Source organism: Ferrimonas pelagia, from assembly GCF_039543565.1.
GTDB lineage: Bacteria > Pseudomonadota > Gammaproteobacteria > Enterobacterales > Shewanellaceae > Ferrimonas > Ferrimonas pelagia.
This window is the reverse complement of record NZ_BAABJZ010000009.1, coordinates 65,626-83,902: the sequence shown is the minus strand read 5'-3', so window position 1 is coordinate 83,902 and position 18,277 is coordinate 65,626. Positions and strand designations below refer to the sequence as shown.

Below are 18,277 nucleotides of genomic sequence, written 5' to 3'. Positions count from 1 at the left end.
ATTACCCTGTCTGGGCGGGCTCAGTCATGGGCTTTGTACCAGATCGGGCGGGGGGACAACTCCTCTTTGAGCAGTGGGATCCGGGCCACCACATCGTGCAGCAAATAATCCCGCGGATTGCGGGTCCAGGCCTGGCCCGAGGCCGGATCGTAGTCGCTGGGGAGCGTATCCAGTGGCGCCGACCAGGCGTGGAAGCCACATTGGCGCGCGGCATTGACGGTGCGGGTGATGTGGTGGCGCCAGGCCACCATCAACACATTGCCCAGCTCCGGCGGTTCAAACGACAGGGCTTTGATCACCTTGTTGAGGACACCTGTGGTGCTGAGGTAGGTCACGGTGGCGTCATGGGGATCGATATCCGGGTGGATGGCGGTCAGCTGGGTGTGATCGATGCGGTTGCCGATCGCCTCGGCGATCTCCCACTGGGCAAACACCCGGCACTGATGCTGCTGTTGCAGCGCCACCACCACATCGGCCAGCTGCGCATTCATCGGGCCCGCGATGATGTTGCCGTTCTCCTGGCGCGCGTAGCCAAAGGAGCAGGCGATAATGGCCCCGACCTTCCCCTGAGTCAGCTCCGGCGCCTGCCAGTCCAGCATGGCGTCGTAGAACAGCTCGGCCAACTGCGCCGGCAGGGTGGGATCGTCCACCGTGTGGCCCAGTTGCTGACTGAGATGTTCGGACAGTTGAGTGATTAACGCGTCCCTTGGCATGCTGTTGTCCCGTTATTTGTATTTGCGTTTGTTGTAGATGAACTCCGGCAGCGCCCGGGTGAGCCAGCTGATAAAACGCCAGCGGCGGGTGACGTACACCTGAGGCTTGGCCTTGCGCAGGGCGCGGATGATCTGGCTGGAGATCTTATCCAGTGAGCCGCCCCAAGTTTTGCTGCCACGACCTTGCATCTTGTCGATGTACCCTAAGCGTATGTCACTGATGGTGATCGGCAACTTCAGTCGTTGCGCATGCAGACGCAGCCCCTGTAGATAGTTCTGTTGGTAGGCTTTGGAGGCGTGAAAGGCGATCTGCGGGCCACCGCGTTCACCGGCGATGGAGGTAAACGCCGCCAGTTGGCCATACTTTTGCTCGACCATCTGCGTGAAGGCGGCGTTGGCCAGGGCGGTAAAGCCCTCAACATTGACGGCGTTGATCTGCTTATCCAGCGCGTAGGGCAGGGACAGATCCAGCCCCGAGGCCGCGGTGTTGATCACCACCAGCGCGGCGCCATCCAGCGTATCCCACAACTGGCTGAAGGCACTGCGACAGGCTTCAGGATCGAAGATATCGATCGCCACCAGCTCGGCGTTGTCAGGCAGTTTGTCCATCAAAGGGGCCAGCGCGTCGGTGTCTGCGGCCATCAGACCCAGACGGACGTTATCATTGATCAGTTGCAGCGCTAATGCCTGCGACAGGGCGGAGTTGGCGCCAATAATAATGGCACTGAGTTGATCCATAGGGGCGTATCTTGGGTTAGCAGCGGAAGGAGCCCTGATCATAGTGATCGTAATCGACGCCGACAAGCACTGAAGAAAGCCATCTGGGCTTGTGGACGTCCAGATGTCCTGTTATAACAGGAGCTTCAGTCTAAAGGAGGGAGTCGTATGCCGGTTAAGGTGCCCGACAGTTTGCCCGCTTCCGCGATCTTGCGGGGCGAGAACATTTTCGTGATGTCCGAGGAGCGGGCCGAATCACAGCATATCCGGCCGCTTAAGGTGTTGATCTTGAATCTTATGCCGAACAAGATCGAGACCGAAACTCAGTTGTTGCGTCTGCTGGGTAACACCCCGCTGCAGGTGGACGTCGAGTTGTTGCGGATCCACAGCCGCCCCTCCCGGCACACGCCCTGCGATCATATGAACGCCTTCTATCGCGATTTTGAGCAGGTTAAGCACACCAACTTCGATGGGTTGATCATCACGGGTGCGCCGCTGGGGGATCTCGAGTTTGAGCAGGTGCAATACTGGGATGAGATCCGTGGGATCATCGACTGGTCACAGCAGCACGCCACCTCGGTGCTGTTTCTGTGCTGGGCGGCGCACGCGGCGTTCTATCACCTGTATGGCCTCAAGCGCTATCTGCGTGAGGAGAAGATCTCCGGCGTGTTTCGCCATCAGCGGGTTCATCAGCATGTGCCGCTGCTGCGGGGCTTTGACGATGAATTCTGGGTGCCTCACTCTCGATTGGCGCAGATCTCGCTTGATCAGCTCAAGGCGCACGATGAACTCACCGTGCTGGCCGAATCCGATCAAGCCGGTGCGTATTTGGTGGTCGACAGCAATAACCGCAATTTGTTTGTCACCGGCCACCCCGAATACACCCGCACCACCTTGCAGACCGAGTATCGGCGCGATCTCGCCGCTGGGCTGGCACCGCAGATCCCGCACAATTACTTTCCCAACGACGATCCGACCCAAACGCCGCACGCCCGTTGGCATGCCCATGGTGCCCTGCTGGTGTCCAATTGGCTCAACTACTACGTCTACCAGCAGACGCCGTTCGATCTGAACGATATGGACGCCATGACTCCTTGGGAGTGAGCTGAAAAGATGTTGTTTTTTTTAGTTTTTCCTGTGTCCATAAGGAAGATGATTCAAGTCAAGGTGCGAAGGTGAATAGATCTTAAGATGGCGGCAGGCCCTCTATAAGGATATGAGCATGACACACTTTCGCGATTGGTCGATCGCTTGGAAAATACGGTCGCCGTTGCTGCTTATCAGCGTATTAATTGTGCTTTATGCCATCGCTGGGTTTTGGAGTCAGGCTCAGTTGGCGAAGGACAGCGAATATCAGAACGAGCAGATCCTGCCTGCCATTCAACGGGTGCTCAATGCCGATCGGGATCTGTATCAGGCCTTGCTGGCGCAACGCAGTTATATCGATCTGCGCGAACAGGGCCTGTCCACGACGACGCAGGCGCAGGCATACCAAGACAACCTGAGTCAGGCGCGGGCGCGGCTCGGTGAGGCGGTTCAGCTGTTGGATGATCCGCAGATCCGGCAATATTATTTGGAATTCACCCCGAAATTGCAGGCATGGCTGAACCTGTCGGAGACCGTGTTTTCACTGGCTGATGAAGGCCGGTTGGCGCAAGCTACACTGCTGTCGGCAGGCGACGGTTTAGCGGCCTTTGACGCAGCCCGGGGATTGGCAGACAAGATGACCGAGGAGCTGATCCTGGAAGGCGACCGCATGTCAGATCTGACCCGAGCGCATACGCTACAAAGTCAGCGATTGCAGTGGGGGTTGTTGAGTGGAGTGTTGTTGGTGATCCTCGCACTGGCGGCTTGGCTGCCGCGTTTTATCTCCGATCAGGTGATCGCGGTGCGCGAGCAGTTGCGCGATCTGTCGGAAGGGGATGGCGATCTGGCGGCGCGTCTACCGGTTGGTGCAAAGGATGAATTGGGTCAGTTGGCAGAGGCGTTCAATCGCCTAATGGCCAAGCTGCATCAAGCGATATCGGGCGTCGCGCATGGCTGTAGCAGCGTCGATGTCAGTGCCCAACAACTGCGCGAGGTCAGTCAAACCAGTGAGCAGGCGGCGATAGAGCAGGGCGTTAAGCTTACGCAGATGGTGGCGGCGGTCGAGCAGATGAGCGTCGCCATCGCCGATGTGGCCCGTCACAGTGAAATGTCGGCGGAAGAGACGCGCCAGGTTCACAGCGAAGCCAATCGGGGCGGCAGCATTATTGCCCGCAGTGCGGAGCACACCGAGCAACTCAATCGCCAGCTAGCCGATTCGCTGCAGGTGATCGGCGAGCTGGAGCAATACGCGGCGCAGATCACTCAGGTGACTGGCGTCATCGCCGAGATCGCCGATCAGACCAATCTTCTGGCGCTAAACGCAGCGATCGAGGCGGCCCGTGCCGGCGAGCAGGGCCGAGGCTTTGCTGTGGTTGCCGATGAGGTACGGGCATTGGCGGGTCGAACCCAGACCTCGACCCAAGAGATCGGCCATACGCTGGAACAGTTGCAGAAGCGCGTGAGCAGTGTGGTGGATCAGATCGGTGCCAGCAGCGCTCAGTTTGGGCAAACCAGCATTGAAGTGGACGGTGCACGCGGGATCTTCGAAGGGATCGTGACCCTGATGGATCAGCTGGATCATAAAGCCGCGCACGTGGCGACCGCCATCGAAGAGCAGAGTGTGGTGATCCGTGAGATCAGCGACACCCTTAGCTCGGTGGACAAGCAGACTCAGGCTACGCTCGGCGATATTGAAACCACCAGCAAAGAAGCCGATAAAGTGGCGCAGGAGATCCACCGGATCAATCACATCACCGCCGGTTTTGCCCACTGAGGCGTGCGATTGCAAGCCCCAGCCGGGCGGGGCTTATCGGCTGTGGGTTCCGGGCTGAATGAGCTCGGATAGCGGCACCGGCAGGCCATGATCATTGATGATCTGGGCGTGCTGGGGTTTCAGCTGATGCGGCCCTTTGACGCCACAGGAGTGGGCGATCACCCCAACCTCATGCATCATGTTGCTGGCGTAGTTGGCCACCCGTTGGCTCTTGTCGGCCACCACTAAGCCGCGTTGCAGCTTGGGATCGTGGGTGGTGATCCCGGTTGGGCAGGTATTCTTGTTGCACTGCAGCGCCTGAATACACCCCAAGGCAAACATAAAGCCGCGGGCGGAGACCACCGCGTCGGCGCCCACGCACAAGGCCCAGGCCACATCGGAGGGGTTAACCAGCTTGCCAGAGCAGATAATGCGGATCCGCGATGTAAAGCCATGCCGCTGCTGCCAATCCACCAACAGCGGCAGGCTGCGCTTGAGCGGCAGCCCCATATAGTCCATCAGTGATTGCGGCGCGGCACCGGTGCCGCCGTCGGCGGAGTCCAGACTGATAAAATCCGGCGCGGCGGGCAGGCCGCGCAGCTTGATCTGCTCGGCCAGTTGCTCGAGCCAGTCGGTGGCGCCTAACACCGCCTTAAAGCCCACCGGCTTGCCGGTGACAGTGCGGACGCGTTGGATCATATCGAGCAGATCCGCCACGGTGCGGATCTCCGGGTGGCCGTTGGGGCTGATAGAATCCTGCCCGGCCGGGATCCCGCGGATGGTGGCGATCTGCTCGGTGACCTTCTCGGCCGGTAGGATCCCGCCTTTGCCCGGCTTCGCCCCCTGCGACAGCTTGATCTCAAACATCTTAACCTGTTGATGTGCGGCCACGGCCTTGAGTCGTTCATCGTCGAGCTGACCCGCACTGTCCCGCACGCCGTACTTGGCGGTGCCGATCTGAAAGACGATGTCGGCGCCCCCTTCCAAGTGATAAGGCGAGAGCCCGCCCTCACCGGTGTTCATCCAGACGCCCGCCTGCGCAGCCCCTTGTGACAACGCCTGTACCGCCGGCACCGACAGCGCGCCAAAGCTCATGCCTGAGATATTGAAGAAACTCTGGGTGACGTAGGGCGTGGGGCAGTGGGGATCGCCGAAGGTGATCGGCTCGGGCGCGACCGCATCCTCCTTCAGAGTCGGAAACAGGCAGTTAAGGAAGATCACTTCGCCGGGTTGATTCAGTGCGCGGGTCGAGCCGAAAGCCACTGTCGAGTCGATGTTCTTAGCGGCCCGGTAGATCCAACTGCGCTGGGCCCGGTTAAACGGCATCTCTTCCCGGTCTTGGGCAAAGAAGTATTGGCGGAAAAACTCGCCCATGTGCTCGAACCAATAGCGGAATCGGCCGACCACGGGATAGTTGCGTCGGATCGCCTGTTGGGTCTGGCTGATGTCACGGATATATAACACCAGCACCGTGAGCACCAGGGTGCCGAGCAGAAAGATAAACAGCGCGGCACTGAGCTCTAACGCGCGTACGGCCCAATTGGTCATGGTATCCATTAGTGCTTCCAGCAGAGAGTGAGAGGTAAAGATAGGAGCGGCTGCGCAACCTGTGTCTTTCAGAGAAAGAAACGCTGTCGATTATTGGCCGATTGGTGGCGGTTATACAGATGAAATAACGGCTGGGTTTTCGCGGCTATATCTGTCTCAATAGAGTAAGTCAGTGTTCACTCTGGACTGACCAGTTAGGGCGCCATGACGCTGTCATCTGTCGCTAGGACACTGATGTTTAAGCTTTCCGCCCGGCCCTCCCAGACCGGGCAGAAGGTGTCACGCAGCTGTGACAAACGGTCAATGAACTATCTGCGCCGCTAGTGGATAGTTTACGTTGCCGTAAACGTCACATTTGCAGTAGTCTTGTAACAATCGGCTTACATTGGAGAGTAGGAATGGCTAAGGAAGTAGCAATTGTTATCGCGGCAGCGGTCCGAACCCCCATGGGGGGATTTCAGGGCAGTCTCAGCTCGGTTGCGGCCCCCACCCTCGGGGCGACGGCGATCAAGGCGGCGATCGCGCGGGCGGGGATCGCCGGCGAGCAAGTGGATGAAGTGTTGATGGGCTGCGTCTTGCCCGCCGGGTTGCGCCAAGCGCCGGCACGTCAGGCCACCTTGGGGGCCGAACTGCCACTGAGCGTGGGAGCGACGACACTCAATAAGGTGTGTGGCTCGGGCATGAAGACCGTCATGATGGCGCACGATCTGATCAAGGCCGGCAGCGCCGAGGTGGTCGTGGCCGGTGGCATGGAGAGCATGTCCGGCGCGCCCTACTTGCTGGACAAGGCGCGTGGCGGTTTGCGCATGGGCCACGGCAGTGTCTACGATCATATGATGTTTGATGGTCTGGAAGACGCCTATACCGGCGGTGCGATGGGGACCTATGCCCAAGCAACGGCGGATCAATACGGCCTGACCCGCGAGCAGATGGATGCGTTTGCCTTGGAAAGTCTGCGTCGTGCCAACGCGGCGATCGAAACCGGTGCATTTGAGGCCGAGATCGAGCCGGTCACCTACCAGACCCGCAAAGGCGACGTCACCGTTAGCATGGATGAGCAGCCCGGCAACGCGCGTCCGGATAAGATCCCCGCACTGCGTCCGGCTTTTGCCAAAGATGGCAGCATCACCGCCGCCAACTCCAGCTCCATCTCCGACGGTGCCGCCGCGTTGATCGTCACCACCGAAGCGTACGCCCACGCCAATGAGATGCCGATCCTGGCCAAGATCATCGGCCACAGCACCCACGCTCAGGAGCCCGCCGAGTTTACCCTGGCGCCGGTCGGGGCGGTCAGCAAGTTGCTCAATAAGCTGGAATGGACCACCGACGATGTTGATCTGTTTGAGCTCAACGAAGCCTTTGCCATGGTCACCATGCTGGCGACGTCGGAGCTGGGACTGGATCCCGCCAAGGTCAACGTCAATGGCGGCGCCTGCGCCTTAGGCCACCCCATCGGCTGCTCCGGCACCCGCATCATCGTCACCTTGTTGCATGCACTGAAGGCGCGTGGTTTGCAGCGCGGCGTGGCTTCTTTGTGTATCGGCGGCGGTGAAGCAACGGCGCTGGCGGTCGAGCTGGTTTAACCCTTTCGCACCAACAGGGAACGGCCAGCAAACCGATAACAACGGTCGCTCCCTTTGAATTTCCCCGCCACACGGCCGTGTGGCGGGTCTTATCTGGGAGATAAGCACATGACAGCACAAGTCCATCACCTTATCGGGGGCGAGTACACCCCCGGCACTGGTGAGCACCTCATCGCCGTAACCAACCCGGCCAATAACCAACCCATTGCCCAGTTGCGCAGCGCCACTCAGACTGAGATCAACCAGGCCGTTGCTGCCGCCAAGCAGGCGCAGCAGAGCTGGAAAGAGGTCGCCGTGTCTGAGCGTGCGCGGGTGATGCTGCGCTATCAGCATCTGCTCAAGGAGCACCATGACGAGCTGGCGACCCTGCTATCACAGGAAACCGGCAAGACCTTCGAAGACGCCAAGGGCGACGTCTGGCGCGGCATCGAGGTGGTGGAGCAGGCGGCTAATATCGCCAGCATGATGATGGGCGAGACCGTCGAGAACGTGGCCCGCGGGATCGACACCTACAGCTACATTCAGCCGCTGGGCGTGTGTGTGGGGATCACCCCCTTTAACTTCCCGGCGATGATCCCCCTGTGGATGTTCCCCATGGCCATCGCCTGCGGCAACGGCTTTGTGCTCAAGCCGTCCGAGCAGGATCCACTGACCCCAATGCGTCTGGCCGAGTTGTTCGAGCAGGCGGGCGCGCCGAAGGGGCTGCTTAATGTGGTGCATGGCGATCGCACCGTGGTCGATCCGCTGCTGACCCACCCGGATGTCAACACCATCTCCTTTGTCGGCTCCGTGCCCGTCGGCCAACACATCTACAAAACCGGCACCGATCATATGAAGCGGGTGCAGGCGTTCGCCGGGGCGAAGAATCACATGGTGATCATGCCGGACGCGGACAAACAAACCGTGATTAACCAACTGGTGGGCGCCTCGGTCGGCGCGGCCGGTCAACGCTGTATGGCGATTTCGGTCGCGGTGTTCGTCGGCCAAACCAAGGCGTGGATCGACGAGGTCGCCGCCGAGGTGGCCAAGGTGCGTCCCGGCTTGTGGGACGATCCGGACGCCGGCTATGGCCCGCTCATTAACCCGCAGGCCAAAGCGCGGGTACTGGAGCTGATCGAGTCTGGCAAACAACAAGGCGCTCGCTGCCTAGTGGATGGCTCGGACTTCACCCTGCCGGGCCATGAAGCGGGCAACTGGGTCGGCCCCACCGTGTTTGCCGGGGTGACTCCCGAGATGCGGATCTATCAAGAGGAGATCTTCGGCCCGGTGCTGTCCTGCGTTGAGGTGGCAACCCTCAGTGAAGCCATCGCTCTGGTCAATGCCAACCCGTTTGGCAACGGCACCTCCATCTTCACCAACTCCGGCGCCGCTGCGCGCAAATATCAACATGAGATCGAAGTGGGGCAGGTGGGGATCAACATCCCCATTCCGGTGCCACTGCCGTTCTTCTCCTTCACCGGCTGGAAGAACTCCTTCTATGGCGATCTGCACGCTTACGGCAAGCAGGCGGTGCGTTTCTATACCGAAACCAAAACCGTGACGGCCCGTTGGCCGGAAAGCGGCATCGTCGAAGGTCAGAACATGACCATTACGCTGAAGTAGGACTCGCGACGCGTTTGAGCAAGGGGTTGCAAGCTGCGCGTTGGCGGGCGAGCCACACCGGCCGCCCACAGCCCGCAAATTCCGTGTTCAATCCTCGCTCCGCCAAGGAACGTGCATGAATTTCAATTTATCTGAAGAGCAACAAGCCTTTGTCGACATGGCGCGGCAGTTTGCCGACGCCGAGTTGGCCCCTTTTGCTGCCGAGTGGGACAAAACCCATCATTTCCCCAAGGACGTTATTCAAAAGGCCGGTGAGCTGGGTCTTTGCAGCTTGTACACGCCAGAGGAAGCCGGTGGCTTGGGCCTGTCGCGACTGGACAGCGCGCTCATATTTGAAGCCCTGTCGACCGGTTGCACCGCCACCACGGCGATGCTGACCATACACAATATGGCCACCTGGATGGTTGCCAGTTGGGGCACCGAGGCGTTCAAGGCGCAGTGGTGTGAAGCGCTGACGACCGGGCAGAAGTTGGCGTCTTACTGCTTAACGGAGCCGGGCAGTGGCTCCGACGCGGCCAGCTTGCGCACCAAGGCCGTGCTCAACGACGCGGGCAGCCACTATGTGATCAGCGGCAGCAAGATGTTCATCTCCGGCGCCGGCGAAACCGAGCTGTTGGTGGTGATGTGCCGCACCGGCGGGCCGGGGCCGAAAGGCATTTCCGCCATTGCGGTGCCCGCCGCCAGCGACGGCATTGTCTACGGCAAGGCCGAAGAGAAGATGGGCTGGAACGCCCAACCGACCCGGCTAGTCACCTTTGATGATGTGCAGGTGCCGGTGGCTAACTTGCTGGGTGAGGAGGGCCAGGGCTTTGGCTTTGCCATGAAGGGGCTGGACGGTGGCCGCATCAATATCGCTGCCTGCTCATTGGGCACCGCGCAAGCGGCGCTGGATCGCGCCAGCGCCTACATGAACGAGCGCCAGCAGTTTGGTAAGCCGCTGGCGGCGTTTCAGGCGCTGCAATTTAAGCTGGCCGATATGGCAACCGAGCTGGTCGCCGCCCGGCAGATGGTGCGATTGGCGGCGTTTAAGCTGGATCAGGCCGATCCCGAGCGCAGCGCGTATTGCGCCATGGCCAAGCGTTTTGCCACCGACATCGGCTTTAGTGTGTGCAACGAAGCGCTGCAGATCCACGGTGGCTATGGCTACATCCAAGAGTACCCGTTGGAGCGTCATGTCCGCGATGTGCGGGTGCATCAGATCCTCGAAGGCACCAACGAGATCATGCGTTTGATCATCGCCCGTCGCCTGCTCGATCCACAAGCGGGCGTGATCGCCTGATCCGCCCCTCAGCGCCGCGCGCTGCGGCTTGGAGTGACAACATGGATTTTCTAACGATTGAGCGCCGCGAGCATACGGCATTGATCACCATCAACAATCCGCCGGCCAATACCTGGACCGAGCAAAGCCTGACGGAGCTGCGCGTACTGATCGAGCAGCTTAATGCTGAGCCTGAGATCTACGCTTTGGTGCTGACCGGTCAGGGCGACAAGTTCTTTTCCGCCGGGGCGGATCTCAAGCTGTTCGCCGGTGGCGATAAGTCGGTGGCCGCGACCATGGCACGCCGGTTTGGCCAGGCGTTTGAAACCCTGTCGGCGTTTCGGGGCGTGTCCATTACCGCCATCAATGGCTGGGCCATGGGCGGCGGGTTGGAAGTGGCGCTGGCGTGCGATATTCGCATCGCCGAAGCCCAGGCGCGGATGGCGCTGCCGGAAGCCACCGTTGGGCTGTTGCCTTGTGCCGGTGGCACCCAGAACCTGACCGCGCTGGTGGGCGAGGGTTGGGCCAAACGGATGATCCTCTGTGGTGAGCGGATCGACGCGCCGACCGCCGAGCGGATCGGCTTGGTCGAGCAGATCGTACCGGCCGGCACGGCGCTGGAGCAGGCTTTGGCGTTGGCGGCCAAGGTGGCCAAGCAAAGCCCGGTGGCCGTCGCGGCCTGCAAGACGTTGATCCAATCCGGCCGCAGCATGCCGCGGCAGCAGGCGTTGGTGCAGGAGCGTGAGTGCTTTCTTGATCTGTTCGACAGTGAAGATCAGCGCGAAGGCGTGCAGGCCTTTTTGCAAAAGCGGGAGGCGCAATGGAGCAATCGGTGAACGCCCTGCCGGTGCGCTATCGCACCCAGCCGACCGAGAGCGGCCATCGGATCGGCATTGCCACCCTCAATAGCGAACGTTCGCTCAACGCCCTGTCGCTGGCCATGGTGCAGAGCCTGACCGAGCAGTTGACGGCGTGGGCGACGGACTCGCAGATCGTCTGTGTCTGGCTCGACGGCGCGGGTGACAAGGCCTTTTGCGCCGGTGGCGATATTCGCGCCATCTATGAGGATGCCAAGGCGCATCCCGGCGAAGTCTCTACCGCCGTGACCGAATTCTTCACCCAGGAGTACCGGTTGGATCATCTGATCCACCGCTACGCTAAGCCGCTGATCGTCTGGGGCAGTGGCATAGTGATGGGCGGCGGGCTGGGCTTGATGGCCGGCGCCAGTCACCGCTTGGTGACCGACACCTCGCGGATCGCCATGCCGGAGATCAGCATCGGTCTGTTCCCCGATGTGGGCGGCACCTGGTTTCTTAATCGCATGCCCGGCCATTGTGGCCGTTTTCTGGCGCTGACCGGTTACGGCATGAATGGCGCGGACGCGCGTTACGTCGGGCTGGCGGATCACTATGTCGCCAGTCATCGGCGTGAGGGCTTGCTTGGCGCCTTGTCGGCATTGGGCTGGCATGGCAGCGCCCGGACCGATCACGATCTGCTCAGCAGCTATCTGCGCGGCATCGAGGAGAGTGACATCGCCGCGTTGCCAGCCAGCCGGCTGCATCGTGATCAGGGCGAGATCGATCAACTTATGGGCGGGGATTCGCTGGCGACGGTGGCCGAGGCGCTGGCATCGCTGGAGAGTGAGCAAACCTGGCTGCTGCGCGCGCGGGACAGCTTCGCCGCCGGCAGTCCCATTACCGCGCAGCTGATCTGGCATCAGTTAAGCGCCGGTGCCGAGCTGAGTCTAGAGCAGGTGTTCCGGCAGGAGTTGGTGTGGGCGGTACGCTGCGCCCAACGGGGCGATTTCATCGAAGGGGTGCGGGCGTTGTTGATCGACAAGGATCGTCAGCCCCAGTGGCAATATGTAACGCTGGCCGCCGTACCGGACGGCTTATTGGACCAACTGCACAGCAGCCCATTTGCGGTCGATCCGCTGGCGGATCTTAAGGAGCATTGAGTATGAGTACCATCGCATTTATCGGACTGGGCAACATGGGAGGGCCGATGGCCCTGAACCTGGTCAAAGCGGGCCACACGGTCCGGGTGTTTGATCTGAACGAGCAGGCGGTGCATGAGCTGGCGGAGCAAGGGGCGATCCCCTGCCACACCAGTTGTGGCGCGGTGGCGGGCGCCGAGGTGGCGATCACCATGTTGCCGGCGGGCGTGCATGTGCGCAGCCTCTATCTGGGCCAAGGCGAGGAGCGCGGCTTGCTGGCCAAAGCGGCCGCCGACACTTTGCTGATCGACTGCTCCACCATCGATGCCGCCAGCGCCCTGGCGGTCAGCGATGCCGCCAACCAAGCGGGATTGGCGTTTGTCGATGCGCCCGTGTCTGGCGGTACCGCCGGCGCGGCCGCAGGCACCCTTACCTTTATCTGTGGCGGCAGCGATGCTGGGTTTGCGCGGGCCAAGCCCATTCTGGCGGACATGGGCGCCAATATCTTCCACGCCGGTGGGCCGGGGGCCGGTCAGGTGGCCAAGATCTGCAACAACATGCTGCTGTCGGTCTTGATGATCGGCACCAGTGAAGCGCTGCAGTTGGGAAGGGATCACGGTCTGGATCCCGCCGTGCTGTCGGAGATCATGAAAGTCAGCTCTGGTGGCAACTGGACGTTGGAGAAGTACAACCCCTGCCCGGACGTGATGGCGAATGTGCCCGCCAGCAACGGCTATCAGGGCGGCTTTATGGTGGATCTGATGAGCAAAGATCTGGGCCTGGCGATGGAAACCGCCGGCCAAAGTCGCAGCGCCACGCCCATGGGCGCGCTGGCCACCAGCCTGTACCGGCAGCATGCCCGCCGCGGCAACGGCAAGCGGGATTTCTCCAGCATCTTCGAGACGTTTGGGCAAGACCAAAGCGAATGAGCTGTCGACGAAGAGCGGGCGCGGCTGGCGCGACCGCAAAACAGAATTGAGAGGGAAGTGGCGTGGAATTAGAGCAGAAGGTTGTGGTGATCACCGGCGGTGCCGGTGGATTGGGGATGGCGATGGCGCGGCAACTGGGCGCGCAGGGCGCCCGCATCGCCCTGTTGGACATCAATGCCGAGGCGTTGGCGCAGGCGGTGGCGACGCTGGGCCAAGGGGACATTCAGGCGGTGGCGTATCCGCTGGATATCACCGACGAGGCGGCGGTTGAGGCCACGTTTGCCACCATCGGGCAACAGCTGGGCGGCGTGGATGTGCTGATCAACAATGCCGGGCTGCTGCGCGATGGCCTGCTGCTTAAGGTGAAGGAGGGCGAGGTGCAAAGCAAGATGTCGCTGGCTCAGTTCCAATCGGTGCTTGATGTCAATCTGACTGGCGCATTTTTGTGTGGCCGCGAGGCCGCCGCGCTGATGGCCACCGGCGGCTCAAGCGGCGGCGTGATCATCAATATCTCCTCATTGGCGCGCGCGGGCAACATGGGCCAGACCAACTACAGCGCCTCCAAAGCGGGGATCGTCGCCATGACGGTCTGTTGGGCCAAAGAGCTGGCCCGCTTCGGCATTCGCACCGGCGCCATCGCACCGGGGATCATCGCCACCGAGATGACCCAGTCGATGAAGCCGGAGGCGTTGGGGCGACTGGCGCAGTTGGTGCCGGTGGGACGCATTGGCGCACCGGAGGAGGTGGCGCACGGCGTGGAGTACATCATCAAGAACGATTACTTCAATGGCCGGGTGCTGGAGATCGACGGCGGGATCCGTTTGTAGCGATCCATGTCGTCAGCGTCAACGCGGTTGACGGCAACCGATGCTGTGTCCCAAGGCCCGAAAGGGCCTTTTTTTGATGCTGCCGCACAGGCGCGCCTTGTGACAAAAACAAGCGGCGCCGGCCACGCGCTTGCACCGAGCAGGAAAAGGTTGCTCGCTTTTTTTAACATAAATGCTGGCCGGTACGACCGTTCGCTCGCAACTCTTTAGTATCAAAACCTGTTTTCTGTCGCTGAGTTTGGTTTGTATCTTGTTTGCAGTGTTGCGAGAGTTGGGCGGATGTAAATAGTTTTAAAGTTGATTGGTTTGGGGGCGATACAGAGAGGGAAGGAACTAACGGCCAGTGTGATCCCGGGGCAACCAGGGCTAGGCCATAAACAAGAGGAACCAGCCATGGCTGTTACAGTAAATACCAACGTCACCTCCATGTCGGCGCAGCGCAACCTGAACGCGTCCAACTCCGGCCTGCAAACCAGTATGGAGCGCTTAAGCTCCGGTCTGCGCATCAACTCCGCCAAGGACGACGCCGCCGGTCTGCAGATCTCCAACCGCCTGACCTCCCAGGTCCGAGGCCTGGATGTGGCGATGCGTAACGCCAACGACGGGATCTCCATCGCCCAGACCGCGGAAGGCGCGATGCAGGAATCCACCAACATCATGCAGCGCATGCGGGATCTGTCTCTGCAAGCGGCCAACGGCTCAAACTCTGATGATGATCGTGCATCCATCCAAAAAGAGATGGTTCAATTGACATCAGAATTGGATCGTATCGCAGAAACCACCTCCTTCGGCGGTCAAAGTTTGCTGAATACTGATGGCAAGCAGATGGATTTTCAGGTGGGTTCGAATGCGAATGAAACCATTGGCTTCACTTTGAATGACATTAGTTCCTCTGCGTTAGGTTTCGATGCGGTTGACCCAAATGATCAAACGGTAACTGGTTCTATGAATTCGACTACTGTCGGCGTACTTACTGGAGCAGCTGGTACGGGTACTCGTGATCTAACGTTTGATGTTGATGGCACTTCAGTTAGTTTTTCTGAGGCTGAATTAGTTACGGCGACTGATGCAAAGGAACTAACATCGTTGCTGAATTCTAAATTGGGTGATTTGGGTATAACAGCCACAGAGAACGGCGGTGGTATCGACTTTAGCGGCGATATTGGTACTGCATCAACGTTGACTGTTACCGGCAACGATAAAAATGATGTTGACTTGGATACGACTCTGGGCGTTATTACAGGTAATGGTGATGGCTTGGGTACCGTTGATAAAATTGACGTCAGCACCACAGCCGGCGCGCAAGCGGCTATCGGTGCCATTGACGCCGCCATTCAGCAGATCGATAGCGATCGTGCGGAACTGGGTGCGGTGCAAAACCGTTTGGGTCATACACTGAATAACTTGGGTAATATCCAAACCAATGTGGCGGATGCCCGCTCCCGTATTCAGGACGTGGACTTCGCCAAGGAAAGTGCCGAGCTGACCAAGAACCAGGTGCTGCAGCAGTCCGGCTCTGCGATGCTGGCGCAAGCCAACCAGATCCCGCAGCTGGCCCTGTCCCTGCTGTAATCGCGTAAAAGCAACGCCGAGAGAGGCCACCCACGCGGGTGGCCTTTTTTTCATTGCATCCCCTCACCCAAACGCCGGCGTAGGGCCGTATCAAGGCGCGCAGCGACGCCGATCGGCCATCGGATGGTGGGATGAAATACCGAGCCCGTTTTTCGGCGTTGGCTTTGAGTCCCGAACGTCGGCCACCGGATGGTGGGATGAAATACCGGGCCCGCTTTACGGCGGCGGCTTTGGGTCCGGATGGCCGATTACGCCAAGGAGCAAAAACGGCTAATCGTCCCTACGCTTGAGATCAACGCTCCATGCCACACCCAAAGCACCGCGGTCGGCCATGGGATGGTGCGATGAAATACCGAGCCCGTTTTTCGGCGCAGGCTTTGAGTTCGGGTGGCCGATCACGCGCAAATCGTCCCTACGCTTGAGCTCAATGTGCGAAACCTATCTTTAATCCTCATACGGCAACCCGCGCTCTGTGCCGCCGGCCCAATTGGGCGGGTAGATCCCCTGTTTTACATACCGGTGAAACGTAGAGTGAGGCCAATCGACGACTTGGGTGACCAGTCCATGTTTGAGCGGATTGATGTGGACGTAATCGACATGGGCGTTGTGATCGGCTTGATCCCGAATGAGGTGTTCCCAATAGCCGCGTTGCCAGATCTTTTGCTCGCCAATACCGGCTTGATGCAATGCTTGGGTAAAGCCGGATTTGATCATCCGTATGCGGACGGCAAAGTCGGCCTCGTTAGGAGGCAGACTGATGACGCAATGAAAGTGATCGGGCATGACGGACCACGCGTGAATGGTAAATGGGTGAGTCTGTTGGGTTTGGCGCACGGCTTGGCGCAGAGCGTCGATATGGCTCTTCAGCCAGTCGGCATTGTTTCGATTGGCCAAAACCACGGTAAAGAAGTAAGTCCCACCTTGTTGCCATGCGCGTCGATAGTTTGGCATTGCGGCCTCCTTGGGTTGGAGATTGTAGCGCCAGGGGAAAACGCCGCCGGTGTTGCTGGTGTTGGTGGGGCGTTGGGCTTGATAGGGAGCTGGATTGAGTTCATCTATGCACATCGACGTAGGGCCGCATCAAGGCGCCAAGAGCCGTGCTGACCGTCCCGACATTGGACACCGGCTTAGGGGGAGTGACGGCTCGAATTGACCATATTGGGGCAAAGTGGAAGGTGCTACTAAATGGCGGTCGAGCGATGTTTATTTTTTGATTGTGCTTTGTATGGGGTTTGATCGCACCTTTGCGTCATGGTTGCAGTGTTTTTAGTGGGGGGTAAAAGTTGGGCCTTTTTGTGTTTTTTTGCTTAAGGGCTTAGTGATGGGGCCGAAAGCGTGGGGGTAAAGGGGATCCAGTGTTCGGTTTTCGCTGTTAAATCCGGACCTTGAAGTCGGCGCCGACCGTCGGTGACTGCTCCCGTTGTCTTACACGAATAAGGAAGTAAGCCCATGGCTGTAACTGTAAATACCAACGTCACTTCAATGTCGGCGCAGCGTAACCTCAACTCCTCCAATACTGGCCTGCAAACCAACATGGAGCGCTTGAGCTCCGGTCTGCGCATCAACTCCGCCAAAGACGATGCCGCTGGCCTGCAGATCTCTAACCGCCTGACCTCGCAGGTGCGTGGCCTAGATGTGGCGATGCGTAACGCCAACGATGGCATTTCCATCGCCCAGACCGCCGAAGGCGCGATGCAGGAGTCCACCAACATCATGCAGCGGATGCGTGATCTGTCGTTGCAGTCTGCTAACGGCTCTAACTCTCAGGAAGACCGCGATTCTATTCAGAAAGAGATGAGCGCCCTGCAGGATGAGTTGACGCGCATTTCTGACACCACTTCTTTCGGTGGTCAGAATCTGTTGAATGGTGACTTTGGTTCTCGTGACTTTCAGGTTGGCTCTAACGCCAATGAAACCATCTCCATTTCATTGGGTGATATCTCTGCTGAATCTTTGGATGCCAACGTGGTCTCTGGTTCTTTAGGGAAGATTGGTGATATAGCTGGAGAATCTTTGACTCTTACCGTAACCGATGCCGATGGTGTTGCCGGGGATCCCATTACTCTCAACTTGAGCGCTGTTGAGATAACCGAGGACGATGGTGCGGATGGTAAGCCATCTGCGGAGGAAGCAACGGAAGCCGCTATGGCTATCATCAGCGAAGAGCTGAAAGGTACTGGCTTTAATGTCTCGGTCGATGACGACGGCGAGTTCCAGTTAACAGGGATCATTGCCGACGGTGCCAGCATTGTTGCAAATGATGGAACCGCTGATATCGATGCAATTAGTGCTGGCGAGATGTCCGTATCTGAGATCGATGTGACCGATGAAGCCGGTGCGCAGTTGGCGATTGGCATCATTGATAATGCTATCTCTCAAATCGATGACCAGCGCGCTGATCTGGGTGCGGTACAAAACCGCCTAAACCACACCATCAACAACCTAGGTAACATTCAGGTGAACGTGTCTGATGCCCGCTCCCGTATTCAGGATGTGGATTTCGCCAAAGAAACCGCGGAGCTGACCAAGAACCAGGTGCTGCAGCAGTCCGGCTCTGCCATGCTGGCGCAAGCCAACCAGATCCCACAGCTGGCCCTGTCTCTGCTGTAATCGGGTTTCGAGCTTCGAGCTAAAGGGTGTAGTTATCATCCTTGCCACAAAGGTCACCTTCGGGTGGCCTTTGTTGTTTCTACGCCCATCGGCCATGGGGTTGTAGGGAAAGGCATGGCGGTGGCTTCAAGTCCGCATGGCCG

15 protein-coding genes are annotated in these 18,277 nt (G+C 59.4%); 11 read left to right on the top strand and 4 right to left on the bottom strand.

Annotated features, from left to right (window positions below; translation table 11 throughout):
• Window positions 1–20: 20 nt before the first annotated feature.
• Together ABEA08_RS04540 and ABEA08_RS04535 are read right to left on the bottom strand one after the other, a co-directional pair.
• Window positions 21–713 (bottom strand): hypothetical protein, encoded by a 693-nt coding sequence (locus ABEA08_RS04540; RefSeq protein WP_345333734.1) that lies wholly within the window; start codon window positions 711–713, stop codon window positions 21–23.
• 12 nt (window positions 714–725) lie between these two features.
• Window positions 726–1,451: an SDR family NAD(P)-dependent oxidoreductase gene (locus ABEA08_RS04535; protein WP_345333732.1), complete on the bottom strand. Its 726-nt coding sequence runs from the start codon at window positions 1,449–1,451 to the stop codon at window positions 726–728.
• A 147-nt stretch (window positions 1,452–1,598) separates the two neighbouring features.
• Between ABEA08_RS04535 and metA the strand changes: the two genes are divergently transcribed.
• Window positions 1,599–2,534: a homoserine O-acetyltransferase MetA gene (gene metA, locus ABEA08_RS04530; protein ID WP_345333730.1), complete on the top strand. Its 936-nt coding sequence runs from the start codon at window positions 1,599–1,601 to the stop codon at window positions 2,532–2,534.
• Between the two features lie 118 nt (window positions 2,535–2,652).
• A complete protein-coding gene (locus tag ABEA08_RS04525; protein ID WP_345333728.1) occupies window positions 2,653–4,290 on the top strand; it encodes a methyl-accepting chemotaxis protein in 1,638 nt (545 codons plus the stop codon).
• 33 nt (window positions 4,291–4,323) lie between these two features.
• Here ABEA08_RS04525 and ABEA08_RS04520 read toward each other — a convergent pair whose 3' ends face one another.
• Complete coding sequence (locus ABEA08_RS04520) at window positions 4,324–5,817, bottom strand: FMN-binding glutamate synthase family protein (protein WP_345333780.1); 1,494 nt, start codon at window positions 5,815–5,817, stop codon at window positions 4,324–4,326.
• 398 nt (window positions 5,818–6,215) lie between these two features.
• Between ABEA08_RS04520 and ABEA08_RS04515 the strand changes: the two genes are divergently transcribed.
• The 8 genes from ABEA08_RS04515 to ABEA08_RS04480 all read left to right on the top strand — a co-directional run bounded on the left by ABEA08_RS04515 (window position 6,216) and on the right by ABEA08_RS04480 (window position 15,524).
• Window positions 6,216–7,400 (top strand): acetyl-CoA C-acyltransferase, encoded by a 1,185-nt coding sequence (locus ABEA08_RS04515; RefSeq protein WP_345333726.1) that lies wholly within the window; start codon window positions 6,216–6,218, stop codon window positions 7,398–7,400.
• 108 nt (window positions 7,401–7,508) lie between these two features.
• The gene (locus tag ABEA08_RS04510; protein WP_345333724.1) at window positions 7,509–9,002 is read left to right on the top strand and encodes a CoA-acylating methylmalonate-semialdehyde dehydrogenase; all 1,494 of its coding nucleotides are present in this window, start codon (window positions 7,509–7,511) and stop codon (window positions 9,000–9,002) included.
• A gap of 115 nt (window positions 9,003–9,117) precedes the next feature.
• Window positions 9,118–10,281, top strand: a complete 1,164-nt coding sequence (locus ABEA08_RS04505; protein WP_345333723.1) for an acyl-CoA dehydrogenase family protein — start codon at window positions 9,118–9,120, stop codon at window positions 10,279–10,281.
• Window positions 10,282–10,322: 41 nt separating this feature from the next.
• A complete protein-coding gene (locus ABEA08_RS04500; protein ID WP_345333721.1) occupies window positions 10,323–11,096 on the top strand; it encodes an enoyl-CoA hydratase in 774 nt (257 codons plus the stop codon).
• Window positions 11,081–12,217 carry an enoyl-CoA hydratase/isomerase family protein gene (locus ABEA08_RS04495; RefSeq protein ID WP_345333719.1) on the top strand — a complete coding sequence of 379 codons (1,137 nt, stop codon included), beginning with the start codon at window positions 11,081–11,083 and terminating at the stop codon, window positions 12,215–12,217. Before ABEA08_RS04500 ends, ABEA08_RS04495 begins: the two co-directional genes overlap by 16 nt.
• 2 nt (window positions 12,218–12,219) lie before the next feature.
• The gene (gene mmsB / locus ABEA08_RS04490; protein WP_345333717.1) at window positions 12,220–13,125 is read left to right on the top strand and encodes a 3-hydroxyisobutyrate dehydrogenase; all 906 of its coding nucleotides are present in this window, start codon (window positions 12,220–12,222) and stop codon (window positions 13,123–13,125) included.
• 62 nt (window positions 13,126–13,187) lie between these two features.
• Entirely contained in the window at window positions 13,188–13,952 is a 765-nt protein-coding gene (locus ABEA08_RS04485; protein WP_345333715.1) for an SDR family NAD(P)-dependent oxidoreductase, read from the top strand.
• Window positions 13,953–14,345: 393 nt separating this feature from the next.
• Window positions 14,346–15,524 carry a flagellin gene (locus ABEA08_RS04480; RefSeq protein ID WP_345333713.1) on the top strand — a complete coding sequence of 393 codons (1,179 nt, stop codon included), beginning with the start codon at window positions 14,346–14,348 and terminating at the stop codon, window positions 15,522–15,524.
• Between the two features lie 444 nt (window positions 15,525–15,968).
• Here the strand turns inward: ABEA08_RS04480 and ABEA08_RS04475 are convergent, their stop codons facing one another.
• Entirely contained in the window at window positions 15,969–16,475 is a 507-nt protein-coding gene (locus tag ABEA08_RS04475) for an REP-associated tyrosine transposase (protein ID WP_345333711.1), read from the bottom strand.
• A 498-nt stretch (window positions 16,476–16,973) separates the two neighbouring features.
• On the opposite strand from ABEA08_RS04475, the gene ABEA08_RS04470 reads away from it, so the two are divergent.
• Entirely contained in the window at window positions 16,974–18,134 is a 1,161-nt protein-coding gene (locus ABEA08_RS04470) for a flagellin (RefSeq protein WP_345333709.1), read from the top strand.
• The last annotated feature ends 143 nt before the right edge of the window (window positions 18,135–18,277 follow it).

Coding starts and splice junctions, on each gene's coding strand:
- ABEA08_RS04540 (WP_345333734.1), bottom strand. CDS start 713: ATGCCAAGGGACGCGTTAATCACTCAACTGTCCGAACATCTCAGTCAG.
- ABEA08_RS04535 (WP_345333732.1), bottom strand. CDS start 1,451: ATGGATCAACTCAGTGCCATTATTATTGGCGCCAACTCCGCCCTGTCG.
- metA (WP_345333730.1), top strand. CDS start 1,599: ATGCCGGTTAAGGTGCCCGACAGTTTGCCCGCTTCCGCGATCTTGCGG.
- ABEA08_RS04525 (WP_345333728.1), top strand. CDS start 2,653: ATGACACACTTTCGCGATTGGTCGATCGCTTGGAAAATACGGTCGCCG.
- ABEA08_RS04520 (WP_345333780.1), bottom strand. CDS start 5,817: ATGACCAATTGGGCCGTACGCGCGTTAGAGCTCAGTGCCGCGCTGTTT.
- ABEA08_RS04515 (WP_345333726.1), top strand. CDS start 6,216: ATGGCTAAGGAAGTAGCAATTGTTATCGCGGCAGCGGTCCGAACCCCC.
- ABEA08_RS04510 (WP_345333724.1), top strand. CDS start 7,509: ATGACAGCACAAGTCCATCACCTTATCGGGGGCGAGTACACCCCCGGC.
- ABEA08_RS04505 (WP_345333723.1), top strand. CDS start 9,118: ATGAATTTCAATTTATCTGAAGAGCAACAAGCCTTTGTCGACATGGCG.
- ABEA08_RS04500 (WP_345333721.1), top strand. CDS start 10,323: ATGGATTTTCTAACGATTGAGCGCCGCGAGCATACGGCATTGATCACC.
- ABEA08_RS04495 (WP_345333719.1), top strand. CDS start 11,081: ATGGAGCAATCGGTGAACGCCCTGCCGGTGCGCTATCGCACCCAGCCG.
- mmsB (WP_345333717.1), top strand. CDS start 12,220: ATGAGTACCATCGCATTTATCGGACTGGGCAACATGGGAGGGCCGATG.
- ABEA08_RS04480 (WP_345333713.1), top strand. CDS start 14,346: ATGGCTGTTACAGTAAATACCAACGTCACCTCCATGTCGGCGCAGCGC.
- ABEA08_RS04475 (WP_345333711.1), bottom strand. CDS start 16,475: ATGCCAAACTATCGACGCGCATGGCAACAAGGTGGGACTTACTTCTTT.
- ABEA08_RS04470 (WP_345333709.1), top strand. CDS start 16,974: ATGGCTGTAACTGTAAATACCAACGTCACTTCAATGTCGGCGCAGCGT.